This is a genomic window from Prevotella sp. ne3005 (genome assembly GCF_900110085.1).
Taxonomy (GTDB): Bacteria; Bacteroidota; Bacteroidia; order Bacteroidales; family Bacteroidaceae; genus Prevotella.
The window spans coordinates 78,115-105,057 of sequence record NZ_FOCK01000006.1; the positions used below are offsets into that span (position 1 = coordinate 78,115).

General features: G+C 48.9%; 32 protein-coding genes, 3 pseudogenes and 1 riboswitch. Of the genes and pseudogenes, 32 read left to right on the plus strand and 3 right to left on the minus strand.

The features are described from left to right. Positions 1–2 precede the first annotated feature (2 nt). The 30 genes and pseudogenes from BMY16_RS09975 to BMY16_RS10100 all read left to right on the plus strand — a co-directional run bounded on the left by BMY16_RS09975 (position 3) and on the right by BMY16_RS10100 (position 21,685). Entirely contained in the window at positions 3–2,366 is a 2,364-nt protein-coding gene (locus BMY16_RS09975; RefSeq protein WP_170836079.1) for an outer membrane beta-barrel protein, read from the plus strand. Between the two features lie 70 nt (positions 2,367–2,436). Further along, positions 2,437–2,928, plus strand: a complete 492-nt coding sequence (locus BMY16_RS09980) for an RNA polymerase sigma factor (protein WP_091842132.1) — start codon at positions 2,437–2,439, stop codon at positions 2,926–2,928. 12 nt (positions 2,929–2,940) lie between these two features. Further along, positions 2,941–3,549 carry a hypothetical protein gene (locus BMY16_RS09985; RefSeq protein ID WP_091842134.1) on the plus strand — a complete coding sequence of 203 codons (609 nt, stop codon included), beginning with the start codon at positions 2,941–2,943 and terminating at the stop codon, positions 3,547–3,549. 188 nt (positions 3,550–3,737) lie between these two features. Further along, positions 3,738–4,958 carry a transglutaminase-like domain-containing protein gene (locus tag BMY16_RS09990; protein ID WP_091842136.1) on the plus strand — a complete coding sequence of 407 codons (1,221 nt, stop codon included), beginning with the start codon at positions 3,738–3,740 and terminating at the stop codon, positions 4,956–4,958. Positions 4,959–4,967: 9 nt separating this feature from the next. Beyond that, positions 4,968–5,489, plus strand: a complete 522-nt coding sequence (locus tag BMY16_RS09995) for a hypothetical protein (RefSeq protein WP_091842138.1) — start codon at positions 4,968–4,970, stop codon at positions 5,487–5,489. A gap of 27 nt (positions 5,490–5,516) precedes the next feature. Then, positions 5,517–6,119, plus strand: a complete 603-nt coding sequence (locus BMY16_RS10000) for a flavodoxin family protein (protein WP_091842139.1) — start codon at positions 5,517–5,519, stop codon at positions 6,117–6,119. Further along, positions 6,109–6,495: pseudogene (locus BMY16_RS15850) on the plus strand (GNAT family N-acetyltransferase); the annotation flags it as partial. The gene BMY16_RS10000 and the pseudogene BMY16_RS15850, both read left to right, overlap by 11 nt. A 234-nt stretch (positions 6,496–6,729) precedes the next feature. Further along, complete coding sequence (locus BMY16_RS15855) at positions 6,730–6,999, plus strand: zinc ribbon domain-containing protein (RefSeq protein WP_262987329.1); 270 nt, start codon at positions 6,730–6,732, stop codon at positions 6,997–6,999. Continuing rightward, positions 6,996–7,523 (plus strand): GNAT family N-acetyltransferase, encoded by a 528-nt coding sequence (locus tag BMY16_RS10010; RefSeq protein WP_244513023.1) that lies wholly within the window; start codon positions 6,996–6,998, stop codon positions 7,521–7,523. Before BMY16_RS15855 ends, BMY16_RS10010 begins: the two co-directional genes overlap by 4 nt. A gap of 37 nt (positions 7,524–7,560) precedes the next feature. After that, positions 7,561–7,734: pseudogene (locus BMY16_RS15530) on the plus strand (zinc ribbon domain-containing protein); the annotation flags it as partial. Between the two features lie 108 nt (positions 7,735–7,842). Next, the gene (locus BMY16_RS15535; RefSeq protein WP_170836094.1) at positions 7,843–8,262 is read left to right on the plus strand and encodes a pyridoxamine 5'-phosphate oxidase family protein; all 420 of its coding nucleotides are present in this window, start codon (positions 7,843–7,845) and stop codon (positions 8,260–8,262) included. 5 nt (positions 8,263–8,267) lie between these two features. Continuing rightward, positions 8,268–8,768, plus strand: coding sequence for a GNAT family N-acetyltransferase (locus BMY16_RS10020; protein WP_091842144.1), 501 nt, complete (start codon positions 8,268–8,270; stop codon positions 8,766–8,768). A gap of 14 nt (positions 8,769–8,782) precedes the next feature. Next, positions 8,783–9,391 (plus strand): annotated as a pseudogene (locus BMY16_RS10025) (DJ-1/PfpI family protein); the annotation flags it as partial. Continuing rightward, positions 9,374–9,799 (plus strand): VOC family protein, encoded by a 426-nt coding sequence (locus BMY16_RS15860; protein WP_244513037.1) that lies wholly within the window; start codon positions 9,374–9,376, stop codon positions 9,797–9,799. The pseudogene BMY16_RS10025 and the gene BMY16_RS15860, both read left to right, overlap by 18 nt. 94 nt (positions 9,800–9,893) lie before the next feature. Next, positions 9,894–10,019: a hypothetical protein gene (locus BMY16_RS15935; protein ID WP_262987327.1), complete on the plus strand. Its 126-nt coding sequence runs from the start codon at positions 9,894–9,896 to the stop codon at positions 10,017–10,019. Between the two features lie 37 nt (positions 10,020–10,056). After that, the gene (locus BMY16_RS10030; protein WP_091842146.1) at positions 10,057–10,605 is read left to right on the plus strand and encodes a GyrI-like domain-containing protein; all 549 of its coding nucleotides are present in this window, start codon (positions 10,057–10,059) and stop codon (positions 10,603–10,605) included. Between the two features lie 26 nt (positions 10,606–10,631). Next, on the plus strand, positions 10,632–11,132 hold the full coding sequence (locus BMY16_RS16050; RefSeq protein ID WP_411267780.1) for a CDP-alcohol phosphatidyltransferase family protein: 501 nt from the start codon (positions 10,632–10,634) through the stop codon (positions 11,130–11,132). Positions 11,133–11,244: 112 nt separating this feature from the next. Beyond that, positions 11,245–12,018: a serine hydrolase gene (locus tag BMY16_RS10040; protein ID WP_170836080.1), complete on the plus strand. Its 774-nt coding sequence runs from the start codon at positions 11,245–11,247 to the stop codon at positions 12,016–12,018. Position 12,019: 1 nt separating this feature from the next. Further along, positions 12,020–12,427 carry a hypothetical protein gene (locus BMY16_RS10045; RefSeq protein WP_139207195.1) on the plus strand — a complete coding sequence of 136 codons (408 nt, stop codon included), beginning with the start codon at positions 12,020–12,022 and terminating at the stop codon, positions 12,425–12,427. Positions 12,428–12,514: 87 nt separating this feature from the next. Beyond that, entirely contained in the window at positions 12,515–13,339 is an 825-nt protein-coding gene (locus tag BMY16_RS10050) for a MerR family transcriptional regulator (RefSeq protein WP_091842152.1), read from the plus strand. Positions 13,340–13,397: 58 nt separating this feature from the next. Next, positions 13,398–13,742, plus strand: coding sequence for a DUF3795 domain-containing protein (locus BMY16_RS10055; protein ID WP_091842154.1), 345 nt, complete (start codon positions 13,398–13,400; stop codon positions 13,740–13,742). Then, positions 13,739–14,260, plus strand: coding sequence for a GNAT family N-acetyltransferase (locus BMY16_RS10060; RefSeq protein WP_091842155.1), 522 nt, complete (start codon positions 13,739–13,741; stop codon positions 14,258–14,260). Before BMY16_RS10055 ends, BMY16_RS10060 begins: the two co-directional genes overlap by 4 nt. Positions 14,261–14,265: 5 nt before the next feature. Further along, positions 14,266–14,667: a VOC family protein gene (locus tag BMY16_RS10065; protein ID WP_091842448.1), complete on the plus strand. Its 402-nt coding sequence runs from the start codon at positions 14,266–14,268 to the stop codon at positions 14,665–14,667. Between the two features lie 128 nt (positions 14,668–14,795). Next, on the plus strand, positions 14,796–17,162 hold the full coding sequence (locus BMY16_RS10070) for an outer membrane beta-barrel family protein (RefSeq protein ID WP_091842157.1): 2,367 nt from the start codon (positions 14,796–14,798) through the stop codon (positions 17,160–17,162). A gap of 106 nt (positions 17,163–17,268) precedes the next feature. After that, entirely contained in the window at positions 17,269–18,342 is a 1,074-nt protein-coding gene (locus BMY16_RS10075) for a linear amide C-N hydrolase (protein WP_091842158.1), read from the plus strand. Continuing rightward, positions 18,342–18,719: an acyltransferase family protein gene (locus tag BMY16_RS10080; protein WP_091842450.1), complete on the plus strand. Its 378-nt coding sequence runs from the start codon at positions 18,342–18,344 to the stop codon at positions 18,717–18,719. Before BMY16_RS10075 ends, BMY16_RS10080 begins: the two co-directional genes overlap by 1 nt. Then, the gene (locus tag BMY16_RS10085) at positions 18,643–19,116 is read left to right on the plus strand and encodes an acyltransferase family protein (RefSeq protein WP_170836081.1); all 474 of its coding nucleotides are present in this window, start codon (positions 18,643–18,645) and stop codon (positions 19,114–19,116) included. Before BMY16_RS10080 ends, BMY16_RS10085 begins: the two co-directional genes overlap by 77 nt. A gap of 91 nt (positions 19,117–19,207) precedes the next feature. Beyond that, positions 19,208–19,828 carry a CatA-like O-acetyltransferase, family 2 gene (locus BMY16_RS10090; RefSeq protein ID WP_091842162.1) on the plus strand — a complete coding sequence of 207 codons (621 nt, stop codon included), beginning with the start codon at positions 19,208–19,210 and terminating at the stop codon, positions 19,826–19,828. A gap of 6 nt (positions 19,829–19,834) precedes the next feature. Continuing rightward, positions 19,835–20,956, plus strand: coding sequence for a DUF418 domain-containing protein (locus tag BMY16_RS10095; RefSeq protein ID WP_091842164.1), 1,122 nt, complete (start codon positions 19,835–19,837; stop codon positions 20,954–20,956). A 234-nt stretch (positions 20,957–21,190) separates the two neighbouring features. Continuing rightward, a riboswitch (cobalamin riboswitch) is annotated at positions 21,191–21,451 on the plus strand. Between the two features lie 51 nt (positions 21,452–21,502). Continuing rightward, positions 21,503–21,685, plus strand: coding sequence for a hypothetical protein (locus tag BMY16_RS10100; RefSeq protein ID WP_091842165.1), 183 nt, complete (start codon positions 21,503–21,505; stop codon positions 21,683–21,685). A 177-nt stretch (positions 21,686–21,862) separates the two neighbouring features. Here BMY16_RS10100 and BMY16_RS10105 read toward each other — a convergent pair whose 3' ends face one another. Further along, positions 21,863–22,174 carry an AzlD domain-containing protein gene (locus BMY16_RS10105; protein WP_091842167.1) on the minus strand — a complete coding sequence of 104 codons (312 nt, stop codon included), beginning with the start codon at positions 22,172–22,174 and terminating at the stop codon, positions 21,863–21,865. Next, positions 22,167–22,880 carry an AzlC family ABC transporter permease gene (locus tag BMY16_RS10110; RefSeq protein WP_244513024.1) on the minus strand — a complete coding sequence of 238 codons (714 nt, stop codon included), beginning with the start codon at positions 22,878–22,880 and terminating at the stop codon, positions 22,167–22,169. The genes BMY16_RS10105 and BMY16_RS10110 overlap by 8 nt, the downstream gene beginning before the upstream one ends. 95 nt (positions 22,881–22,975) lie before the next feature. On the opposite strand from BMY16_RS10110, the gene BMY16_RS10115 reads away from it, so the two are divergent. Together BMY16_RS10115 and BMY16_RS10120 are read left to right on the plus strand one after the other, a co-directional pair. Further along, entirely contained in the window at positions 22,976–23,674 is a 699-nt protein-coding gene (locus BMY16_RS10115) for a response regulator (protein ID WP_170836082.1), read from the plus strand. Further along, complete coding sequence (locus tag BMY16_RS10120; RefSeq protein WP_091842169.1) at positions 23,622–25,091, plus strand: sensor histidine kinase; 1,470 nt, start codon at positions 23,622–23,624, stop codon at positions 25,089–25,091. Before BMY16_RS10115 ends, BMY16_RS10120 begins: the two co-directional genes overlap by 53 nt. Here the strand turns inward: BMY16_RS10120 and BMY16_RS10125 are convergent. Further along, positions 25,088–26,797: a Na/Pi cotransporter family protein gene (locus BMY16_RS10125; protein WP_091842170.1), complete on the minus strand. Its 1,710-nt coding sequence runs from the start codon at positions 26,795–26,797 to the stop codon at positions 25,088–25,090. The two genes, BMY16_RS10120 and BMY16_RS10125, sit on opposite strands and share 4 nt — an antisense overlap. Between the last annotated feature and the right edge of the window lie 146 nt (positions 26,798–26,943).

Genomic DNA, 26,943 nt, shown 5'->3' on the forward strand with positions numbered 1-26,943 from the left:
ATATGAAAAGAGTAAGTTTAAGATTCGCAGTGCTGATGGCTGCAATGATGATGACAATGATGAGTTTCGCTAAGACACAAGACTTTGGCGGACGGGTATTGGATGAGAAGGGCGAGCCGATGCCCTATGTGAACGTGGTGCTACTGTCGCTGCCCGACTCGGCCTTTGTGCAGGGTGCGATGACTGACGAGCAAGGCATGTTCAAGATTGTGACGGATATAAAACAAGGTCTGTTCAAGGTGACCAGCGTGGGCTACCAGACCTTATATATCAATGCTGGCAACGACCTGACCATCCAGATGAAAGAGGACACCCAACTGCTAAAGGAAGTAGTGGTAAAAGGTCAGATGCCTAAGACTCATGTGAAGGGCGACGCCATGCGTACCACCGTAGCCGGAACGATACTGGAAAAGGCCGGAACCATAAGCGATGCGCTCTCGAAGATTCCTTCGCTTGAAGCAGAGCGCGACGGCGGCGTGAAGGTTCTGGGACGAGGCGATGCCGAGGTGTACATCAATGGTCGACGGGTGCAGGACATGAAGGAACTCTCGCGTCTGCGCTCCGACCAGATTCAGCACGTCGATGTGGTGCAGAACCCAGGTGCTCGCTATGCCGCCTCGGTGAAGGCCGTCGTGCGCATCACGCTGAAGAAGGCACAGGGCGAGGGCCTGAGTTTTGAGGATAACCTCGGTGGCGTTTATCAGTATGGACACACACTGACGAACAATCTGGATGTGAACTACCGAACTGGCGGTCTCGACATCACCGCTTCGCTGTGGGCTGGGCGCTACGGTCACTATAAGTCGTTGCAGGAGCATGAACTGACATATTTTGTCGGTCCAGATTACATCGAGAGCAGCAACTCGCAGGAGTCGCAGGGCATCTGGAAGGGCTGGTCGCCTCAGTTGCAGGTGAACTACATGGTGAATGAAAACCATAGTTTTGGCGCATTCTACAAATATGACCGTCATCCGAGTAGTGACTACAATGGTATGATCTTTACAGACAATTACGAGAATGGCCAGTTCACGGAACATTCAGAGAGCCGTGTCTGGCAGGACGAGACTATCAGCAAGCACATATTCAATGCCTACTATAACGGCAAGATAGGACAACTGGGTATTGACCTCAACGTGGATGGTCTCTTCGACGACACAAAGACGCCAGGCAGTACCACAGAGACTACAAAGGATGCCACAGGCGGCTCTACGGAGCGTAGCTTTGAGAGCAGCACCAACAGCGGCAACAACTTCTGGGCCACGAAACTCATCCTCTCCTATCCTATATGGAATGGAAATCTCTCTCTGGGTGGCGAATACAGCTATAACCATCGAACAGATGCCTACTCGTTTACAGCCACCGACTATGTGCCTGTGAAAACCACCGACACAGAGATCAATGAGAAATCATCGGCCGCCTTCCTGGAATATGGCCGCTCTTTTGGCAAAGTCTATGCCCAGGTGGGACTGCGCTATGAACACCTGACAAACGACTACTTCAATTTTGGTAAGAAGGAGGATGAGGTCTGCCGCGACTATGGCGACTGGTTCCCTACGGCAGTCATCTCTGCCCCTGTAGGCAATGCACAGCTCTCGCTCTCTTACCGTCGTGACATCCAGCGTCCTAACTATGCTAATCTGACCAGTTCGACGGTTTATGTCAACCGCTATACTTACCAGAGCGGCAATCCATATCTATTGCCGACTTATACCCATAGTATAGTGTTCAATGCTGCCTACAAATGGGCGAACCTGACGCTGAACTATAGCCGCGTGAAGGATGCCCTTACGATGTCGACAGAGCCTTTCCCAGGCTCAGAAGATCCCCTAGTCAGCCTTGTGCGTCCCATCAACAGCTGGGAGGATTACAACCAATTCAGCATCCAATTGTCTGCACGCCCCATCATCGGCTGCTGGCATCCGGCATGGAGCGTCATCACCCAGATACAGGACTTCAAGTCGCCCACGGCTGTCGGCTCCACCATCACGCTCAACCGCCCTTGGTTCATTATCGGCTGGCAGAATGACATCGAATTGCCTCATGGTTTCCGCCTCAATGTCTCTGCCCAGTGGTATTCTAAAGGTGACTACAACAATTTCCGCATGACCAAGACCCGTCTCTTCACCAACGTCGGGCTGCAGCGCGACTTCAACCTGAAGCGCATGGGCACGCTGACCTTCGACCTCCGTTGCAGCGATCCCTTCCATACTAACAAGACGGATGCTATCGTCTACGGCATCCGCGAGCTGACAACGCACAATCCTGCCCGTCGCACCTTCACGCTCGACCTTACCTGGAAGTTCAACGAGGCCCGCTCGAAGTATCGCGGCTCTGGTGCTGGCGCGAAGCAGAAGGCAAGAATGTAAAATAGTTCCGTTTAGATGTAATTTTTTCGCGTTTTCTGCGACTAATAGGATAAAAGGATTCAGTTAAACAATGGAGACGAAAGAATTAGAGAAAGAATTCCTGACGATGATCGAGGCGCAGAAACGTACCATCTACAAGGTGTGCTACATCTATGCCAACGACCAGGACGACCTGAACGATCTGTTTCAGGAGACGGTGCTCAACCTATGGAAGAGTTTCCCCCGCTATAGGGGAGATAGCACACTCAACACATGGGTATATCGCATCGCGATGAACACCTGCATCACGTTCCTCCGACGCTCCAATACCCGTCCGCAGACCGTCCCCATGACGGCCAATGTGGCAAGCATGGCAGCAGAAGACAACGAAACGGCAGGGCAACTCAGGGAACTCTACCGACTCATCAACCAGCTGGGGAAATTGGAACGCGCGCTGATTCTCCTCTGGCTGGAAGAAAGGAGTTATGAGGAAATCGCCGACATCCTTGGCATCACTAAGACCAACGTCGCCGTGAAACTGAATCGCACCAAAGAGAAATTAAAGAAAATGTCGAACCGTTAAATTTGAATTGTTATGGAACTTGAAGCATTGAAAGCCAGTTGGAACAAGCTCGATGAGCGTCTGGCAGCAACGGAAATAGTGAACCTTCGCGTGGTGAAGGAAGTGATTCAGCAGAAGACCAAGTCGGCCTATGAAGGTATCATTGGACAGAACATCTACAACTTCGTGGTGAATATGCTCATCATCTGCGTGGTATTCCCGTATGTCTATATGAATACGCCCATCCAGGCCACCTCATTCGCTATCGTTGAGGGTGTGATGGTAATAGGACTGATTCCTCTGGTATGGAAACTCTCTCTGCTGTCAAAATTCGATCTGGGCGGCAAGAGCAGCCGCGAGCTCAGCCGTTTAGTGCTTACTTACAAGAAGGTCTGCCATCAGGAGAAGGTCTGGATGATTGGCGCCGTATGCCTGGCGATGATAGCCTTCTATATTCTGGAACTTGGATTCAACACGGAGGCCGGCTATGAGTATAGTACAAGATTGTTGTTGCCTCTCGGACTCTCATTGCTCACCTTTGGCCTTGGCCTTGTCTTTGCGAAATGGCAACTTCGTCGCCACGCCCAGCAGTTAGGGGAGATAGAGCGCGGACTGGAGGAACTCCGAGAGTTCGAGAAATAAGGAATATCATACTTTGCTTGTATGATTGTTAATATTAAGTTAGAGTAGGAAAGCAGCACCCGTCGCGATGACGGGTGCTGCTTTATGAGCCACTCGTCACAGAATCATGCAGAATATCCCATATATTTGGTGCATTCCGCAACTATTCTTACCTTTGCAACGTCAAATAGACATAAATTTTGAGTGATATGAAAAAAGTGAGATTTTGGGCTGTATTGGCCATCGGTTTTATGAGTGTTATGAGCCTGAAGGCTCAGAGTCAGCGAATGAATGAATTCCAGAATGAGTTCAGCAGGTACCAGGCGCAATATCGCGACCTGATGTACAATGGAAAGCACAAGGAGGCGATGGCTCCGCTGGCAAGTTGCATTGCAATGCTCGACACCACCACGATTTTCAAGGTGTCGCCCATCCCCGAGGCAGCCATCATGGAGCAGAAGGGACTGCTGTACTACGACTATGCGTGCTGCTATGCACTGGTGGGGCAGAAGAAACAGGCACTCGCGGCACTGGAGCAGTCTGTTCTGCTGGGCTACAAAGATTATAATAATATGGTGAACGACAACGACCTCCGCTCGCTGCGCAAGGACAAGAAATATCTGTCGCTGCTGGCTCAGGTGAACGACCGTCAGCCCCTCAGTGTGCTGAAAAAATCGGCTCCATACGCTAAAGATGCGGCCCAGCAAGACATTCTGTTCCGTTATCAACCTAAAGAGTCGAAGAACCTACGCATGGTTCGCGACTATTTCAAGCTTGACTCCGTAGTCGGGCAGGGCGACGAACTCTCGAAGATTATCAATCTGCTGCACTTTGCCCACGACAACATCCGCCACGACGGAGGTAACCAGGCGTTTGCAGAGTTGGATGCCATCGACCTTTATAACTATTACAAGACTACCGGTAAGGGCGTGAACTGTCGCCAGCTGGCCATATCGCTCTGCGAGATGTACCTGTCGATGGGCATCCCGGCCCGCTATGTGACCTGCATGCCAGCCGATTCGCTCGACTATGAGTGCCATGTGATTAACACCGTGTGGTCGGAGCAGTTGCAGAAATGGCTTTATATCGATCCCACGATGGATGCCTGGGTGACTGACGCGAACGGCACGATGCTCAGCATCGCCGAGGTACGCGAACGACTCATCAACAACCAACCCTTGGTGCTCTGCGAGACTGCTAACTGGAATCATGAGTCGCAGCAGACAAAGGAATACTACTTGGAAACCTACATGGCAAAGAACCTCTACTACTTCGTTTGTAAGAAGCTGAACCGCTTTAATCCTGAGAGCCTCTATCGCAACAACGATCCTGCAGATGATGTCCGGCTCATACCCGTTGGCTTCGTCAACAACAACTGGAAGTGTGACACCACTACCGACCCAGAGGTGTTCTGGGCTAAACCAGAATAAATAGTTACGATGGAGACAAAAAGTGAGAGATTAAGTCTGGCTTTTAGTGAGGGCGGAGCTCAGGAGATATACCAAGAGATTAAGTCGAACGGTGATTTCCTGGGCTTTGCCCAACGCTATGCCTTCGATTCCGATTATCGCGTGGCGAGGAGTGCCTTGTGGGGACTGACCAAGGCCAAGGGCAATGAACTATCAGAATTGCAGGCGATACTCAATGAACTGATTGACCAGGCCATCCAGTCAGAGAACTCGTCGGTGAGGCGGTTAACACTGAATATCATCGAAAGGCTGAAAATGGACGAAGATGATTTGCGGACCGACTTCCTTGACTTCTGTTTCGAACACATGGTCAGCATCGAGGAGTTCTCCGGCATCCAAACACTCTGCATGAAACTTGCTTTTCATATGTGCACTTTCTATCCGGAACTGATGGACGAGTTGAAACGCACCCTTGAAGCGATGGAGATAGAGTATTACAAACCTGCCATCAAATGCCTGCGCAAAAGGATTCTCAGTGGGCGATACAAATAAAATAGATTCTTGAGTAAAAAATAGAATATGAACATTCTGATTATAAATGGTAGCCCTCGGAAGAAGGGGCTGATTTCTCAGATGCTCAGCATCATGCAGGAGGAGGCCGAAACGCAAGGCGATACGGTGGAGATGGTCTATACCAACGACTTGACCGTGAAGCCTTGCGCAGGCTGTATGGCTTGTCGTGCGAAGGAGAAATGTGTGCTGGCTGAGGATGATTCGCAGCGGGTGTTGAAGATGATGCAGCAGGCTGATGCTATCATCATGGGGGCACCCTGCTATTGGGGCAACATCCCTGGACAGATGAAGCTGATGTTCGACCGTCAGGTGTATGGCATGATGCGTGATACTAATCGTTTTCCAGAACCGCTGATGAAAGGCAAGAAGTGTATCCTTATCAGCACCTGCACCACGCCCTGGCCTTGGAACATTCTGTTCAAACAGTCGCGCGGAGCTATCCGTGCTATGCGTGAGATAGCCCGCTATGCAGGTTTCAAAATCGTGAGCACCATCGAGCGTGGCGGTACAGCCATGCATCCCGAGCTGACCGAGAAAGACAAACAAAAATGCCGTAAGGCTATCAATAAGTTGTATATAATTAAAATCAAAAATAGCAATGATTATTAGATTAGAAGATACAAAAGACTATCGTGAGGTAGAGAACCTGACGCGTGAGGCATTCTGGAACGTATATCGTCCAGGATGCACAGAGCATTACGTGCTCAATCAATATAGAACCAATCCCGACTTTATCCCAGAGTTGGATTTTGTGATGGAGGTAGATGAAAAGATCATCGGTCATGTGATGTTCTCGAAGGCTGAACTTGTGCTTGATGATGGCAGCAAAAATGATTCGTGGACATTCGGCCCCATCAGCATTCATCCCGACTACAAGCGCAAGGGCTATGGTCTGAAGTTGCTGCAATATGCCTTGGATAAGGCTCGCGACATGGGTATTGGATTTATCTGTATGGAGGGTAATATCGAGTTTTATAAGCATGCAGGCTTCGACCTTGCCAGCAAGCTGAATATTCACTATCATGCCGAGCCGAAAGATGCCGAAGTGCCTTATTTCCTGGCTCAGGAACTAATTCCTGGTTGGCTTAAGAATAATGGCATTGCCGAAGCGACCTATTGTCCCCCTAAGGGCTATTTCGTAGCTGATGAGAACCCAGAGGGTTTCGAGGCTTACGAAGCCAGTTTCTCTCAGAAGGAGAAAGCTTTTCAAGTGGGCCAGCTGCCACAGTTCTGCCAGAGTTGCGGCATGCCATTAATGCGTATCAAGGATTGCGGTACAAACGAAGACGGCAGTACCAATTTTGATTATTGCCAGTATTGCTACAAGGATGGTAAGTTTGTGCAGGAATGTACCATGGACGAAATGATAGAGCATTGCGCTCAGTTTATTGATGAGGTAAACAAGAACATGCCCAAGCCCATGACCAAAGAGGAGTATAAGCAGATGATGCAAAGTTTCTTCCCGATGCTAAAGCGATGGAGAAAATGATGGAAACGAATAGAATTATATTGCGCCCTTGGCGCGAATCGGATGCAGAGATACTGTTCAAATGGGCTTCTAATCCGGATGTGGGGCCTCGTGCAGGCTGGCCGCCACATAAGAGTGTGGAGGAAAGTCTGGAGATTATCCGCACCGTATTCAATGATGCAACCAATACTTGGGCTATTGAATTAAAGGAAACAGGTGAGGCGATTGGCGCAATGGGCTATGGGTCTTCATGTGAGTGTGACCTGCCTGCACGTGAAGGTGAACCGCTTATCGGCTATTGGGTGGCGAAACCCTATTGGAATCAAGGTATCTGTACGGAGGCGCTACAGTTGATGTTAGACCATATCCGACAAACGACGGACATCAAATCGCTAATCAGTGGTCATTTCGTTGACAACCCCGCTTCAGGCCGAGTGATGGAGAAATGTGGCTTCGTCCCTACAGGTGAAACCTGCATCGATGCGAATCAGTATCAAGGTGAGAATAGGCCAATTAGAATATTAAGATTAGAACTTAACAAATAAAGATATTATGAATCAGAAATTTTGTCAGAGTTGCGGCATGCCGCTAACCGAAGATATCCTCGGCACGAATGCCGACGGCAGTAAGAACGAAGATTACTGCATGTACTGCTACAGGGATGGAAAATTCTTGCAGGACTGCACGATGGAAGAGATGATCGAACATTGTGCCCAGTTTGTTGGTGCAGTCAACGAGGGGTTGGAGAAACCCATCACTAAAGAGGAGTACATCGGCATGATGAAAACGTATTTCCCCCAGCTGAAGCGCTGGCGCAAAACGTTGAATGTTAGTAACGATGAAGTCGTGAATGTCAACCCCGCTTTGGCAGGCGTTAAAGAACTTATTGCACAGATGGCCGACAAACTGCCCATCGCTTACATCTCGTCAGTAGACCAAGAAGGTTTTCCTTGGACCAAGGCCATGTTGAAACCACGCAAACGTGAGGGTATCAAAACCTTCTACTTTACAACCAACACATTCTCAATACGTGTGGCTCAATACAAAGCCAACCCCAAGGCCAGCATCTATTTCTGCGATGCCAAAGGTTTCAAGGGAATGATGCTGCGGGGCACGATGGAGGTACTGACGGATGCCGCCTCGAAAGAGATGATCTGGCACAAGGGCGACGAGCAGTACTATCCCGGTGGTGTAACCGACCCAAACTACTGCGTGTTGAAGTTCACCGCCACCGACGGTCGCTTCTACAGCGATTTCTATCCGCGTAGCTTCGTGATTGAATAAATAATATGAATACTAATGAAAATCAGATGCAACTCCGGGCATTTAATCCCGATGACGCAGAGACGATTCTGAGTTGGTGTAAGGATAAGCATGCCTTCCGGCTTTGGAGTGCAGACAGGTATAAAGAATTCCCTGCTCAGCCTGATGAGATGATGGAGCAGTACAAGGGAGAAAATATGTATCCGCTCACAGCGGTTGTGGAAGAGGAGATCATTGGGCATATCCTATTGAGATTTCCCTCAGAGGATAAAAGCGTTATTCGTTTTGGCTTTGTCATCGTGGACGATTCGAAACGAGGTAAAGGCTATGGCAAACAGATGTTGCAATTGGCCATTCTGAAGGCGAAACAAGATTTTGGTGCTCGGAATATTACTTTGGGGGTGTTCGACAATAATCCCTCAGCCATTCATTGCTACGAGTCGGTAGGATTCGTTGTGACTGGTACCGACACCTATGCGATAGATGGCGAAGAATGGACTGGAAAAGAAATGGAATTAGTTATATAAATCATAATATAAAGATGAAAGAAATATTGTACATACTGCTGGATAATTATGCTGAGCACGAGATTGGTTTTATGCCAGGTGCGGTGAGCACCGATGCCACAGGCTTTCGCAAGGAGCCTAAGTATATTAATAAGATGGTAGCCCCAACGATGGAGCCTGTAAAATCGATTGGTGGTATGCGAACCCTGCCCGACTATTCGTTCGAAACCATGCCTGCAGATTATGCTGCCTTGGTACTGATAGGTGGTTTCGGTTGGATGAATCCCGAAGCTGAGCGTGTACTGCCCATTGTTAAGGATGCGCTGAGCAAAGGTGTTGTTGTGGGGGCTATCTGTAATGCCGCTTCGTGGATGGCCAAGCAGGGACTGCTGAACAACATCAAACATACAGGTAATGGTATCGACCAACTGAAATTGTGGGGTGGCAACAACTATACCAACGAGGCCGGTTATGTGAACGAGCAGGCCGTAACTGATGGTCGTATCGTTACAGCCAATGGTTCGGGATATCTTGAGTTTACACGCGAGTTGCTGAAACTGCTTGAGAACGATACACCTGAAATGATAAATGGCTGGTACACGTTTATGAGCGATGGACTGGTAAAATTGTACACACCATGTCCTCGATTCAAATTCAACACCATTGGCCTTTTTACCAGCAACAATAAGGCTACTGTCGATTTCTATACGAATACCTTTGGTTTTACCACTGATTGGGATGGCATTCAACCCAATGTGGAGATGATGCTGGGCGACATGCGTATCATCCTCTATCCTCGTAGCGATTTCGAACAAATGGTATCTTACAAATTTCATTATCCAATGGGGCTCAACGGCACTGTTGAATTAGCATTCGATGTTCCTTCGTATGCCGATGTTGACAAGGAATATCAGCATGCCCTCGCGAATGGTGCCGCCTCCGTTCTTCCTCCCACCACAGAGCCTTGGGGCCAGCGCACTTGCTATGTGGCCGACCCAGACGGAAATCTGATAGAGATAGGTTCGTTTACAATCGAGCAGAATAATCATTGATTAGTAGATAATGAAGTGCATTCGTCAAGACCGTGAATGGCATTTTTGAAGGAATGCTGGCACGCTAACAATCGAGAGGTACTATCCTGGCGGTGTGACTAACCCTAACTACTGCGTGTTTAAGTTCACCGCCACCGATGGCCGATTCTATAGTGATTTCATCCCTCGTTCCCGCCATCATTGCATGGTGCTACTGGCCGGGAGCTATGAGAACAATTAAACAGATTAGAGAACATATTTAAAAACGAACAAAAATAATGAAACACGAGATTATTACATTAGCCGATGTTAAGATTATCGGTATGCACAAGGAAATTGCATTCTGCAAGGGACAGGAAGAGTGTCCTAAGTTCTGGAGCGAGTATGTGGAAAGAATCGTCAAGCCAGTGTTTATGGAGCACAAAACACCAGATGCTTTTCAGCAGGCAGCCATCGACAATGGTGTCGGAGAGTTTGGGCTCTGCACCTGCGACATTCCTAACCACAACTGCATGACCTGTGCGGAGACGAATTTTGGCGCTTGCAGCAGCAAGACCTTCACCTACGTGATTGGTGGTGTTTATAAAGGTGGCTGCGTGTCTGAGGGCATGAAACTCTTCCCAATCCGTAGCGGCAAATGGCTGAAGGTTCACTTCGAGGGCGGCATGAAAGCCTTTCAGCAGCAGCTCCAGAAGTTCTACAAGGAGTGGCTGCCCCAGCACCCGGAATTCCATTGCCCCAACAATGCCATGACGATGGAATGGTACAACGGTGCCGACATCGACTCGCCCAATTACCAGTGTGGCGTGATGATGCCATTGGAATAAAATAAAGGATAAGAAAGACAATGCCAATGAAACACCTGCCGAATATCCTGTCGTCGCTCCGAATTGTCGGAACTGTTGTTCTGTTGTTAAGTGATGTGTCAAGCATTCTTTTTGGGGTGCTTTACATCGTTTGCGGCATCAGCGACATAGCCGACGGGTGGCTGGCTAGGAAACTGAAGTGCGTTACCAGGACTGGAGCATTGCTAGATAGCGTGGCAGACATCTGCTTCGTAGCATGTTGTGCCTGGAAGCTCCTGCCGATACTCGAACTGCCACAATGGCTATGGCTGTGGGCAGGAGTAATCGTCGCGATTAAAGTCGTGAATCAGCTTTCAGCACTTGTGATGTATGGGCGCTGTTGCTTCCCTCACACCCTCGCGAACAAGTGGGCGGGATTCCTGCTATTCATTACGGTACCCATGACATTGTGGTCTATCGCCCCCATCTCAATAGCTGCAATCGTAGCCACATTTGCTGCTATACATGAAGGCTGCGTTTTAGCGAGAGAAGAATCAAGTCATACTTGAATTCTGCCGAGCGTGAGCAGACTCGACCGAAGGTCATGGACATTTCATAAGGACAAGAAATAATATGAGAAAGATAGTAACTATAGTTTATGCATTGGTTGCTACATCGTGTTTGGCGCAAGAGCCAATAAGCGACAGTACCAGTTATGGTGCGTGCATCATGCAAAATGGCTCTATTGTTGGCATTAACGAGGATAAGCCTTTTGCCATGCACAGTGTGATGAAGTTCCCGCAAGCATTATGTGTTGCCGATTACCTGAATCGGAAAGGGCTGGATCTCGATGACACTATCGTTGTCGATAAGGCAGACCTGATGCAAGACACATGGTCGCCAATGCTAAAACGGTTTGAATGCAAAACGACCTTTTCGTTTGCAGAACTGCTGGAATTGTCTCTCGGACAGAGCGACAACAATGCCAGCGAACTCCTTTTCAAGCATTGCGGCAAGCCCAAAGCTGTAGAGAAGTACATGAGAAAACTTGGATTCCGCGATATTCATGTCCGTATGACAGAGGAACAGATGCATAAGCGCCCTACGAAGGCCATCGAAAACAGTTCCACCCCCGCCGAAATGGTTCGTTTGTTCGAGTGGTTTTATCATCATAAAGATGACAACCGATATCTGACATTTATCTGGAAGGCGATGGCAGACTGCTCAACAGGACTGAAACGAATCCCTGCAGCGATAACCGCAGATGCTCGTATCGTACATAAGACAGGTACGGGATTCCCATCTGCTGAAGGATTGCAAGACATGAACGATGCAGGTATCATTCTCATGCTTGATGGAAGCCACGCCATTATCGCCGTTTTCACCACGAATTCATCATCTGAGGCAGTGATAGCAAATATTACCAGACAACTGTTAGACGCCATAATAAAATAAGATGAAAAGATTGCGACTCGGAGCGGTGCTCCACTTCCTTATAGCCATTGGCCACATCGGCTGCCTGTTCGCTCTGGATGAGGCATTCGAAGCCTATGGCATCCGGGAAATCATGCATCAGATGGTATCAGGACATGTTTGGATGCTGTATGCCCTGACCATTGGTCTTGTCCTCGCTTTCTGCCTGGCAGGACTTTATGCCCTCTCTGCCACTGGTGACATCCGTCGCTTGCCCTTAACACGTATGGCAATCATCACCATTGTTGTGCTCTATAGCCTTCGTGCTCTGGCTGGAGGCATTAGCTGTATCAATGATTTCACCTGGCTACAATGTATCTCATCCCTCATTCCCGCCATTATAGCATGGTGCTACTGGCCGGGAGTAAAAGAAAGAGCAAAGATGTGTTAAATCCGTGTTAAAGTATTCATTTCTCTTGACTCGTCCCTAAGGGCATGCCTTATCTTTGCAGTCGCTTAGCAAATACATCGCGCGATTATGAATTTTAAAAAGAAATTAAAAATCGGAGAGTTCTCACAGTTGATGCAGGTAACAGTTAAAACCCTGCGTCATTATGAGCAGAAGGGACTACTTGTGCCTGACGAGGTGGACGAGTGGACGGGCTATCGCTATTACAGCATCGACCAGATGCAACGGCTGAAGACCATACGCGACCTACAACGTCTCGGTTTCTCGCTGGATGAGATTAAGGACCTGTGCGATTCATATTCTCACACTCCAACCATCCGCCAGCTTACTGAGAAGATAAAGGAAACAGAGGCTGAGCTGAAACTGCTGATCGCCCGTCGTAACCAACTGCTCGACTGGAGGAACGCTCGCAAAGAAATGAAGACAATGGAAAAGATTAGTATTCAATCTCTGCCCGAAATCATCGTGGCAAGTCATCGTGAAGTAATTCCTAACTACGCCGCTATCGGCCCTATGTGTGTCGAGAAGATTGGTCCTGAAATGCAACGTTTAGGATGCAAGTGTCCGCCACCAGGTTACTGCTTCACCATTGAGCACAACAAGGAGTACACCCCCACCAACATCGATATCGAGTATTGCGAACAGGTGGAGGAGATGGGCGAAGACAGCGCTATCATCCAGTTCAAACGTCTGCCCGCCGTGCCAAAGGCACTCTGCATGAAGCACATTGGCCCTTACGAGCGCTTCTACGAGTCGTTCACCGAAGCCTTCCGCTACATCGAGGAGCACGGTCTGAAACCCGTCGGTCAACATCGTACATGCTACATCGATGGAGCCTGGAACCAAGAAGACCCTGAGAAATGGCTGTCGGTGATTCAGATACCAATAGAGTGATAATCCGCCCTGATCGTCCCATATAGTTTGGGGCGGTCAGGACAAAATGAGTTACAGAATGAAAGAAATCACAATTAACCCTCAGCAGATTGCCGCATGTGGATTATATTGCGGAGCATGCAAAAAGTTCCTCAATGGCAAATGTCCAGGATGCAAGGAGAACGAGAAAGCATCATGGTGCAAGATTCGCAAGTGCTGTCAGGAGAAGGACTTGCATACTTGCGCCGAGTGCGACAAGGATGTGAAAGAATGTATGATTCACAACAACTTTGTCGGCAAGATCTTTGCTTTCCTGTTCAATAGCGACAGAGCCGCCTGCATCCGTTATATCCGCGAAAACGGAGAGGATGCCTTCGCGGAGAAGATGGCAAAAGATCAACAGATGACGATGAAAAGGGAATGAGGTTAGAATTAGCAACACAAAACGACTTTGATGCCATCATCGCCTTCTATGATGATGTGACGGAGCGTACGCCAGAGATGGCCACATATGCCAGATGGAGCAAAAGGAAACACCCCACGATTGAAAGCATCAAGGTCTATATCAACGAGGGTAGCATGTACATTTACCGTGAGCAAGGTGTCATCGTCGGCGCGATAGCAGTGACGATGTATCAGGGTGAGGATTATCACGCCATCGACTGGTCGCAGCAGGTGCCAGACGAAAAGGTGGCTGTGATTCATATCCTTGCCGTCAGTCCTGGCTATCAAGGCAAAGGCATCGGTTCAGAGATGATTCGCGAGGCTATCCGTATGGCAAAGAGTAAAGGCATGCAGGCCATCCGTCTCGATGCCCTTGCTTCGAACACACCCGCCCACAAACTCTACAAACGTCTCGGTTTCGAGTATCGCGGCCAGCAGCACCTCTACGCCAAAAACACTGGCTGGACAGACTTCTATTTCTTTGAACTTAAACAATGAATGATATGAAAGAAAGATTCAAATTCAACACCGTGGGGTTTTTCACCCGCGACAACAAAGCGACTGTCGATTTCTACACGAAAACCTTTGGTTTTACCACAGATTGGGATGGCATTCAGCCCAACGTGGAGATGACGCTGGGCAACATGCGCATTATCCTCTTCCCGCGTGACGCTTTCGAGCATATGGTCTCTCGGAAATTTCAATATCCCGAGGGGTTCAACGGCACGATGGAATTGGCATTCGACGTGCCCACTTTCGCTGATGTCGACAAGGAATACCAGCATGCGCTTGCGAATGGTGCCGCCTCCGTTCTTTCTCCAACCACAGAACCTTGGGGCCAGCGTACCTGCTATGTGGCCGACCCAGACGGAAATCTGATAGAGATAGGTACGTTTACGAAATAGCGAAATAGTACATATCGTAGTATGCCATTCGTCACAAAATGTTGCAATTCATCCCAGAAATGGGGTGGATTGCAACTTTTTTATTTTTTATCTGCGTCAAACTGGCAAAACATTTAAAAATTTGAAAAATGAAAAAGATCAGTTTGAAAATGGTAGCTTTGATAGCTGCAATGATGATGTGTTTATCAGCCGAGGCTAAGACCGAGGATGTTGGTGGACGAGTAATTGACGCGCAGGGTGAACCCTTGCCATTTGTGAGTGTGGCACTGCTCGCATCCGACTCTACTTATATACAAGGTGCAACGAGCGATGCGGATGGTATCTTCCAGATTATTACTACCGACGCCTGCTGCATTCTGCGATTCTCGTACATCGGATATCGCACCAAGTATGTGAACGTGAATAGTTCGGAAATAGGCACCATCCAGATGGAGGAAGACCAGGCGATGCTCAGTGAGATTGTGGTAAAGGGACAGATGCCTAAAACCAAGTTGACGGGCAACTCGATGATAACCACCATTCAGGGTACAATCTTAGGTCAATCGGGTACTGCTAAGGAAATGCTGGCCAAGGTACCAGGCATGACGCTGAAGGGCGAAGACCTGGAAGTGCTGGGTAAGGGTACACCTGTCTTTTATATCAACGGAAGAAAGATGCGAGATAAGGACGAACTGAAACGACTCCGTTCGGAGGAGATTCAGAGCGTAGAGGTGATTACCAATCCTGGTGCAGAGTACGATGCCACCATTTCGGCAGTGGTACGTATCAAGACTGTTCGTCGTGAGGGGGCTGGTTTCGGCTTCGACCTGATGGCTGCCAACAATCAGGACTTAGCATTTGGCTTCAGCGATCCCAGTAGCACGCTGAACCTGCGTTATCGCCGCAACAATCTGGACCTGTTTGGTATGGTGAACTACTGGTCGTGGGATAGTCCTAACGACCTGCATATTACGCAATCCACATTCCTCCGGGCCGATGAAGGCATCAGGAATATTCTTCAGGACAGCCACATGCGTAACGACTGGCATGGAGAGGGTCTGAACTACAACCTGGGCTTTAACTGGCAGATTAACGACAAGCACTCGCTGGGTGCCAGAGTGGAACGCCACGACCAGTTTAAAACGTATAATGACATGTGGGTGGATACTGAAAACAACCTCACTGGCCGCGACCTTTCGCATCAGGGTGGTCATACACACTACCCCTATAACTGGCAGGGCAATGCCTATTATAACGGTCAGGTGGGTAAACTGAACATCGACCTGAACGTGGATTTCCTGACGGATAAGGAGAATGACGACAACCAGATAGATGTGTATTTGCCTGAAACCCAGACCATGCAACAGAACTCGCATATATCATCGCGACTTTGGGCTACCAAACTGGTGTTGAGCTATCCTGTGTGGAAGGGACAGTTGCAGGCTGGAACGGAGATGAGTTTCGTAAAGCGACAGAGCTGTACGTCGATTACTAACTATCCTCTCCCCTCTACTGATGCGGATGTTAAGGAGAACAACGTGGCTGCTTTTGTAGCTTACAATGCCAACTTGGATAAATATGGTACCGTAAGTGCCGGACTGCGTTACGAGCATGTGGGTTTCGACTATACGGACAACCTGGATGCCGAGAACAATATGACGCGCTATCAGGATGAGTTCTTCCCCAATATCACATGGTCAAAGCAGTTTGGAGCCATCCAGACCTCGCTGAGCTACACTATGAAAACCGTGCGTCCGAAGTACAGCTCACTGAACGACCATATTTACTATCTGAACTCTTATACCCTGTCGCAGGGCGACTCGAAACTCAAGAATGCCACTATGCAGGAGGTGAGCATCAATGCCCGTTGGAAGTGGATCAACCTGTTTGCTGCCTACGAACGTCGTGATAACACTATTACACAGGTGCCAATGGCCTATAACAACGAGGGTATCATGCTGATGAAGCAGGCTAACTTGTCCGATCCCGTTCGTAATCTGGCCATCTTCCTTTCGGCCAATCCCACTTGGGGTGTATATAGCCCAAGCTGGACCATTGGCGGGCAGAAGTTTTGGAACACGATGACCTACGACGATCCTCGTAGCGCCACAGGCAAGACGGATGTGACCTTTACTAAGCCCATCTTCTTCTTCGACATCTACAACACCTTCCGCTTTAAGCACAGCTGGCAGTTGGAGGCCAATGCCAACATCCAGACAAAGGGTGATGTACTGAACTTCCGTATTCTCTCACCTTCGTATAATGTCAGTTTTGTGGTACAGAAGTGCTGGTTGAAGAATGATGCCCTGTGCCTGCGTGCCAGCATCAACGATGTGTTCCAGCGTAGCGTACAGGATATGGCTCATGATTGTGGTTTCTTCTACACTGTGCAGAAAACACGAAGCCGTAGCCACCGTCTGGACATCTCTATCCGCTACACCTTCAACGCCTCGAAGAGCAAGTACAAGGGCACTGGTGCCGGTAAAGCCGAGCAGCAGCGAATGGGTAATAATTAGCCATTCATCACATTTTTACGCCGTATATCCCAAATATTTGGTGCATTCCGCAACTTTATGTAATTTTGTAGCGTCTAACAGACATCAAATCAATCAATAATAAACAATGAAGAAAGCATTAAAAATCGCGCTGTTCAGCATTCTGGGGCTATTTGTCGTAGCTGGCGTGTTAGTTTGGATGGAGTTTGGTTCGCTGATAAAGGGAGCCATGTCGTGTGAGAAACTCGACGAAGGTATGTATTACATGGAGTACGAGGGCGACGACGGCTTTGACGAACTGATGAAACGAGGCGGCTGCGCGAATATCAACGTTCTGGCCAATTATATCACAGACTTCTTGTCAAAAGGGCATTTCAAGACTGCCGAGATTGACTGCCCGCTCATGCCAGTAGGCTGCTCTACGTTGACTGTTAGCACTCCTGATGGTGGCGTCATGATGGCCCGCAACTTCGATTTCCCTTATGGCACAGCTATGATTCTGCATACCACATCTGACGATGGCTATGAATCTATCACAACCTTCTCAACCGATTTCTTTGGCTTCGGTGAGAATTACAAGCCAGAAGGTTTCCAGAACCAATTCATGGCATTGGCAAGCTTGTTCATGGCACTGGACGGTATCAATGAGAAAGGTCTCGCTATTGCTGTGCTCGATGCTGGTGACAAGGTGGTGACCAAGCAGGATACCCCCAAGCCTGACCTTACTACCACTTCAGCCGTACAATATCTACTTAAAAATGCAGCCAATGTAAAAGAAGCACTGGAGCTGCTTCGTGGTATCGACATGAACTCTGACCCAGGTTCTGCCTATCATCTCTCAATGGCTGATGCTACGGGCAGAAGTGTGGCTGTGGAATATGTAGATAATAAAATGGTGGTAACAGACTCGCCCTTTGTGACGAACCACTATCTGTGCAAAGAAAAGTTCGAAGTGGGACTTCATGAGGGAGACCATCGTCACGAGAAACTGATGGAGCAATACCAAAAGACTGGCGGTGTGATGAATGAAGAGCAGCTGACAAAGGCTATCGCATCGGTAACACAGCTTCCAGAGAAAGGTGCCATCGTAGGTGGTACATTATGGACAATGGTGATGGATCTGAAGCATCCATCCGTCACTTATTATTCTCGTCGACATTTTGATAAACCGCTCCATTTCACACTTTCACAGACAAATTAATGAGACGACTTTTATATCTGGACAATCTGAAAGTATGCCTGACGGTGCTGGTGATATTCCACCATGCAGGTCAGGCATACGGTGATGGTGGAGCCTGGGCCTATACACCCAGTAATCCAGCTGAGGTGATGCCTTGGATATGGCATTTCTTCTCAGTAAATGCCGCCTTCTTCATGGGACTGTTCTTCCTAATCTCCGGCTATTTCATTTGGTGGCGTCATGGGTGTTGGCAGTTATCTGATCCGTTTGGTCAGTCCGCAGGATCATTGGATATGGCCCTTTGGCATCATCCCTCTGCCGATGGAACCAGCTCATTATCTGCAATACGTGATGATGTTCGTCGTCGGCATTCTGGCCAGTCGCTTTCATTGGCTTGAGAGAATTTCCAAAGCTACAGGAATTCTGTCGCTTTTGATAGGATGTTTGCTGGCATTAGGCATATATCTGCGTGATGGCGGTGAGTGGAACAACTTTGTAGCTCAGTGGTTCGGCATCTACGAGTCGTTACTCTGTGTCTTTATTTGTTTCGGATTGCTCTGGCTGTTCCGCGAGTATGGAAATTGGAACAACAAATTCTGGCAGTGGTGCGCCGCTCAGGCTTATGGAGCCTACATCTTCCATCTATTACTGATGATAGCTTTGCAGAATGCAGTTGACGGTATCTGGATGGGCGCATTCGGTAAGTTCATGTTCATCGGCATAGCCAGCACCATCGCATCCTTCGGGCTTACCTGGCTACTTCGGATGATTCCTGGTGTAAAGAAAGTACTATAAATCCATTCGTCACAAATCGATACAGAATATCCCAAATGTTTGGTTGTTTCGACAACAATTCGTAACTTTGCAGTCGAAAACAAATAATAAGATGAAGCAGGAAATTAATCCCAAGGATACGAATCGGGCCATTGCATTCGAACTGTGGATGAAATCGCCCATGCCGATGGTGACACTTACCAAGACCTTCGACGTAACGCGACTGTGTAAGGTGAGTCGTAGGCGCGGTATGAAATTCAACATGCTGCTCTGCTGGTGCATCGGCAAGGCTGCATCAAGCATAGAGGAGTTTTACATGTTGCCCCAGAACGGAAAGCTGTACAAATATGATCGTATGGCTATCAACATGATAGTGGATAATGTAAAGGGGGGACTCAGTTTCTGCGACGTTGCCGTCAGCGATGATCTGGAAGCGTTTAATGCCAATTACCTGCATCTGACAGAGACCATCTGCCAGACCTGTCAGGACATCCTTGACGATGAGGCTGTGATAGTCGGCACGTCGGCTGTGACTGGCACAGAGCTCGACAGCATCGTCAACCAGTACAGCGGCATCTACACCAATCCCTTCCTGGCATGGGGCAGATATCGCAAGCATTGGTTCAAAGTGACTTTGCCCATCTCCTTCCAGTTCCATCACGCCCAAATGGATGGCTCACACGCCGCCCGATTCCTGGAAGAACTGCAGAAAGCAATCAATTCTATAGAATAAATAAAGATGTATAAAACTAGCAATCTCCCCAACACCCGAATCGATGTGGCCGATGCCTTGCGAGGTATCGCCGTGGCTGGCATCATTCTGTATCATTCAGTAGAGCACTTCGACATCTTCACGCAAGATCCGATAGTCCATACATTGACAATCGACGAGACAGTGGCCGATGTTATGGCCTGGCTGCTCTCAGGCAAGATGTATGGCATCTTCGCCATGCTCTTCGGCTTGAGTTTTTTCATCATGAACGACAACCAGCAGCAGAAAGGCAAGAATTTCTCCTTACGCTTTGCTTGGCGCATGTGCCTGTTGTTCTGCTTTGGCGTTGTCAACGTGGCCTTCTACGATGGCGACATTCTGATGCTTTATGCGTGTTACGGTCTGCTGCTCATCCCCGTCAGCTATCTGCCGTCAAAATGGGTATGGTGCATCATCGCCTTGTTGGCCATACAGCCAGTAGAACTTTATTATCTGCTGACAGGCACCACAATCGACCACAGCACCTTGTGGGAAATGTATGGCAAGGTCATCAGTACACACGAGCATGGTACATTCTGGGAGAACACCCTCACCAACCTGCGATACGGTTTTGAGTTGAATCTGCGCTTCAATGTCTATAGCGGACGTCTGACACAGTTGCTCTGCCTCTTTATCCTAGGCATGCAGTTGGGACGGCAGAGATTATTCTACAACGAGGGCAGACATCTGAAGATATGGCACAGCATCCTCATTAGCTCGGCCATCGTAGTCCTTGCATTGAGTTTTGTGGATTTTGGCAATCTTGAATCTTGGCTTACGCCCATCTACAACTTCTTGATCCTATTGATGATTGTCTCTGCCATCGTCTCGGCTTGGTATGCTTTCGAGGGTGTTCGTCGAGTGCTGCATCATCTCTGTATCTTTGGGCGTATGAGTCTTACCAACTACCTGCTCCAATCCATCATCGGCTGCTTCATCTTCTGCGGCTATGGTCTTGCCTGTTATCGGCTTTTAGGTGTTACCTATGCCGTCATGGTTGGATGTGGAATGGTTGTTTGTCAGTATCTCTTTGCCCGTTATTGGTTTAGCAGCCATACTCGCGGACCGTTAGAGGGTCTTTGGAGAAAACTGACATGGATTGATTTTTAGTTAGATACATCATAAGGAGTAAAGCGGTATTTTACTCGGAGTAAAGTGGGAGTTTACTCGGAGTAAAGTCAGGGGCTACTCCAAGTAAAGTTCAAGAAATGATGTCAATGGTATTTCCCTGTTTGAAAATAGGGAAATACCAAATAATTATGAAAAAACTGACAAATTCTGATTTTTTTGTCTCCAAAAGTGTTCTTTTTCATTTCTTTATTGTACCTTTGCATTGTGATTCTGGAAAGAGTCGCCCGTAAAGGTGCACTTAGCTGTGCTTAATTGGGAACTGGGGTGTGAATCCCCGACTGTCCCGCAGCAGTAAACTCCATTATGGCTCCCAAGCATAAACGCCATTAAGCTTCGCTTGATAGCGTTCACGCTCGACAAAGCTCGATTACTTTCAGCTTTGTTCTCGCAAAAACACGCCATTGCCCGTTTGGGTGAGAAGGCGCTTGGGAGTGGAGGAAAGTCTGAAGACCAGCCTTTTTCGGTAACATGCCAAACGACCCTCGATGTAAGGGCGTGCGGAGAAACAAACATTTTTGTGGGATTATGAAACATGAATCAATCGTCGTCGTGTACGACAGTTGTCAGGCTATCGCTGAGGAGATAGCCGACAAGTTGGGTGCTGAAACCATCAGTGTCCAGAGTATGAATGTCAGGCAGATCGAGAACAGCCAGATGCTCCGACGTGCAATCTCAATCGCTCGACCTCTGGTTGCTCTAATACTTTAGAGAATTGGATCTGCGCCATTTCGCCTAACTTATAAAACCATTACTATTATGCAGTATATCTTTATTGTTGCCATTGAATTTGTCATTGCTTTCACAGGAGTCGCCCTACTCATCAAGTACTACAACCACAAGTGACAGAGCAGCGAGCACCGTTAAGCTTACCTAACGGCCTCCACATCATTGCATCACGCTATCCATCAGATACACGATGGCACAGCAGATAGCGGCTACGGGGAAAAGACCTAAGCGGCGCCAGGCAGCGATGATTCCTACTACGAGGGCGACGATGCCAGAGAGGGGCGAGATGGTGGTTTGTATCATACTGGGAAAGGTCATGACGGCCAGCGTTACGTAGGGCACATAATACAGGAAACTGCGCACAAAACGGTTGCTTATCTCACCTTTGATGAGCATCATGGGCACCACACGTATTAAATTGGTGGTGATGATAGCCAGCAGAATGCAGATAATGATGCTACGGTTATCCATGGGCCTCCTCCTTGGTATTAATAGGTTTCAACCAGGCTGCCACAGCCGAAATAACAATGGTGAGCACGATGGTTCTCGTACCAGCGCTCCAGCTGCTCACCACAGGTGCTACAGCACAGATGCCACTCAGCACGAAACTGGCCACTACGGCATACAGCACATGACGGTCGTTACGGGCAGGGGGCATAATAATGGCCAGAAACATGCCATAAAGGGCCACACTAAGGGCGGCAACGATGTTAGCCGGCAGCATACCGCCAGCCACAATGCCTGCTGCACAGCCCGACGCCCAGAACAATGTAGAGACAAGGGCTGCCGAATAGGTGTAAGCTGGCTTACAATAAGGTTGACGGGCGATGGAGATACCAAAAACCTCATCGGTAACGCAGCTGGCCATCAGCACTCTGTGCAACCACGACGTGCCTGGTGCAATCTTCTGCGAGAGTGCCGCACTCATCAGCATATAACGCAGGTTAACCACCAAACACATGATTACAATCTCGGCATAGGCAGCCTGGGCAGCCACCAACGTATAGACGCCATATTCGCCAGCCGAGGCACGGGTAAAGAAACTGCTTACAAAGCCCACAACAGCCGACAAGCCTGCCTGCTTGGCAATGATGCCCAGCGAGAAAGCGACGGCAAAGTAGCCCAAAGCTATGGGGATTCCGTCGCGAAAGCCTTGAAGTATTTCTCTTTGTCGCATAACAGTTTCGGCGTGCAAAAGTACACTTTTCATTCCAAACCACCAATTTTTTTCGGAATAATTGCTAACTTTGCACCCAAAAGTTTATGTAATTTATGAAAATACTTGTTATAGACGACGAACAGGATATCTGTGAGATACTGCAATACAATCTGGAGACTGAAGGATTTGAGGTCATGACGGCTAATTCGGCAGAAGAGGCGCTCCAGCTTCCTCTGCATGAGTTTTCACTGATTCTGCTGGATGTGATGATGGGCGAGATGTCGGGATTCCAGATGGCACGGCAATTGAAGGATAACCCAACGACAGCGCAGATTCCCATCATTTTCATCACAGCGCTCGATGGCGAAGACAGCCTAGTGAAGGGACTGAACATCGGAGCAGATGACTATATTGCTAAACCGCTGAGTATGAAGGAGGTGATGGCCAGAGTCAGAGCGGTACTCAGACGGGCGTCTCATACTTTGCCCAAACAAGAAGATATGCCCATTACAACTTCAGGTAACAGGATTTGCTATGAAAGCATTACGCTCGACCTAAACGCGAAGACCGTTACCCTCGATGGCGAGGAACTGATATGCACGAAACTGGAGTTTGAACTGTTGTCGTTCTTTCTCCAGCATCCCTGTAGGGTGTTTTCGCGGGAGGATCTGCTGAAGTATTGCTGGCCGCAGGATGTAGTGGTGCTCGATCGTACGGTAGACGTAAATATCACCCGACTGCGCAAGAAAATCGGTCGTTATGGCAAACAAATTAAAACACGTGTCGGATATGGCTACTACTTTGAGAAGTAAGTCCTTTCAGCGCAACCTGCTGCTTAGCATAGGTGGCGTTTTCCTGCTCTTTGCAGTTTGCTTCAGCGTGTATCAATACCAGCGCGAGAAGGAATACAAGATTGACATTCTGCACTCACGCCTTCAGATGTACAACTATGAAATGGTGCAGACGCTGGGCGAGGATAGTCTGACCAATGGCCGTCTGTTTCGCGACTATGTAGGACGGCACAGCATGGAAGGGCTTCGTGTGTCGATTATTGACAGGAATGGGCGGGTCCTTCTCGACAGTTACGATGCCAATCCCGGTTCACTGGGCAATCACCTGCAGCGAACGGAGATTCAACAGGCATTGCGTGATGGTAACGGCTACGACATCAAGCGTCTGTCACAATCCACCCACGAGACCTATTTCTATTCTGCCACTCGATTCGGCAACCTCATTGTGCGTGCTGCCGTGCCCTACTCTGCCGAGTTGACACGCTCGCTTCAGGCCGACAACACCTACATCTACTTTGCCATTGCCCTGACCCTGTTGCTGGGCATCGTGCTCTATCTGAGCACCCGTCGTATCAGCCGCCATATCGGTTATCTTCGTGAATTCGCCGTCAAGGCTGAAGAAGGCGAGGAACTAGATCACGAACTGGAGCGCCGTCTGCCCGATGACGAGCTGGGCGACATCAGTCACACCATCATCATGCTTTACTGGAAACTGCGCCATTCAGAGGAAGACAAGGTGCGCATCAAGCGCCAACTCACGCAGAATGCCGCTCACGAACTGAAGACACCTGCCGCCAGCATTCATGGTTACCTGGAGAGCATCCTCGACCATCCAGACATGCCCGAAGACAAGAAGAAACATTTTCTGGAGCGCTGCTATGCTCAGAGCGAGCGTATGAGCAAACTGCTACAAGACATGAGCGCGCTCACCAAATTGGACGAAATGGATGACAGCCACTCACGTGAAAATTACCATCAGGTAAACGTCTTGCAAATCATTCAGAGTGCCCTCGACGATACAGCCCTGCAACTCCACGACAAAGGCATCACCCCGTCGCTTCAAGTGCCCCAGCATATAGAAGTCCTCGGCGATGCAAGCCTAATCTACAGCATCTTCCGCAACCTCATCGACAACGCCATATCTTACGCGACAGGTGCCTCGCGTCTCGCCATTGTCTGCAAAGAGGCAGAATCCGAAGGCCGCCATTTCTATGAGTTCCTGGTTAGCGACAATGGCCCTGGCGTAGAACCGCAACACCTCGACCACCTCTTCGAACGTTTCTACCGCATTGACAAAGGTCGCTCGCGCAAACTCGGCGGCACAGGTCTCGGCCTTGCCATCGTGAAAAATGCAGTTGCTGCCCACGGAGGAACGGCAACTGCACAACTCACACCCGGCGGCGGGCTCACCATACGCTTTACCCTTGCGAGGTTTTAATCCTGTCCATTCCTCGGTCTGTCTTCATAGTCGTTGTTCAGACCTTTGCCTGCCTGCACCACGTTCATCACGTAGTCTGCCAGATGCTCACACTCGGAGATGAAATCGATGTAGAACACGCCGAGCTGATAGCTGTAGTGACCGGCATTCACGTCATACAGGTTCTGGTTGCGTAGCTGTTTGCGGTAGTTGTTGATTTCATGCTCGATGTTGATGGATTTCGTGATGTTAGTTCTTGGTGCTGTTAGGTCTATGCGCTTCATCATTTCTTCCAATGAGCCTTCTACGAGGCCGAGCATCGTCTGCATGTGTTGCGTCTGCTCTGGCGTAAAGGCATCCTGACAATGCATGCGGTGGCGGTTCAGCGTGCGACCGAGGTTATACACCGAGTCGCCGATGGACTCCAGTTCCGTTATCTGGCGCAACATCTTCTGAATCTGAGCCTTCGAGGCATCCGACAGGCGCCCCTCGCTCACCTTGTTCAGATAGGCGGCAATCTCCATTTCCATCGAGTCGGTGATGCTTTCGTATTTCCCGATACGTGAGAAAAGTTTGTTGAACTCCGTCTCGTCCTCCGTCTGCATCAGTTCTGGAACGAAGCCAAACATCCGTTGGCAACGCTCTGCGAAATGGTGAATCTCTTTCTGTGCCTCCATGATGCTGAGTTCTGCTGTGGAGAGCAGACCACCGCTGATGAACCGCAAACGATAATCCTCGTCCTGAGCTTTCATCGGCAGCACATGGCACACGAGCATCTCAATCTGACGGACGAAACCGATGAGCAGCAGCGTGTTGATGATATTGAAGGCGGTGTGGAAGGCCGACAGCTTGAAGAGGTCGTTGCCGCCACCCATCACATTGTCGACAAACCAGCTGACAGCATCACATGCTGGATAGAATACGATGAGGAACGCCACGACGCCAAACACATTAAAGAACATGTGGGCGAGAGCGGCACGACGCGCCTGTGTGTTGGCGGTGAGCGAGGCCATAAACGCCGTAATGGTAGTACCTATGTTCTGTCCCATGGCCAATGCTGCAGCCTGCTCGAAACCAAAGCCGGGGATGTTCATGCCGAAGAGCATCAGCGTGATAGCCATTGCGGCAGATGATGACTGTACAATCATTGTCACCAATGCACCGACCACAATAAACAGCAAGATTGTGAAGAACGAATTCTGCGGCACATGCGCCAGTATGCCCGCCACCATATCGCCAATACCCATGGCTGTAGCTACATCCTGAAGGAAGGCCAAGCCCATAAACAAGAACGAGAAGCCGAAGATGAATTCCCCAAAGCTTTTCCTGTTACCTTTTCCACTGAAAATCAGTGGCATACCGATGGCCAGCAGAGGAATAGAGAAGGCTGCAATATCCACTTTGAAACCTACAGCCGAGATAATCCACGCCGTCACCGTCGTACCGATGTTGGCACCCATGATGACACCGATACTCTGGCCAAGCGTCATCAATCCGGCATTCACAAAACTCACCACCATCACCGTCGTTGCACTCGACGACTGGATGAGTGCCGTAATCAGGACACCTGTCAGGACACCCATTATGCGGTTCTTGGTCATTGCCGCCAAAATACTACGCAGGCGATCGCCCGCAAACTTCTCAAGGCCCTCCGACATCGTCTTCATTCCGAAGAGGAACAATGCCAGCGAACCCACAAGCGAGAAAATGTTGATAATCAATTCCATTTCTTTGTCTTTTTAATGATGCGACAAAGGTAATGGTATTTTGTTACGCCTTTATTACACAGATGTTACAATGCTGTTACAACTGGCCCGTGCTATGGATTTCGACACAAGGGAAATCATAAAGTTTCATAATGTTTACCACAATT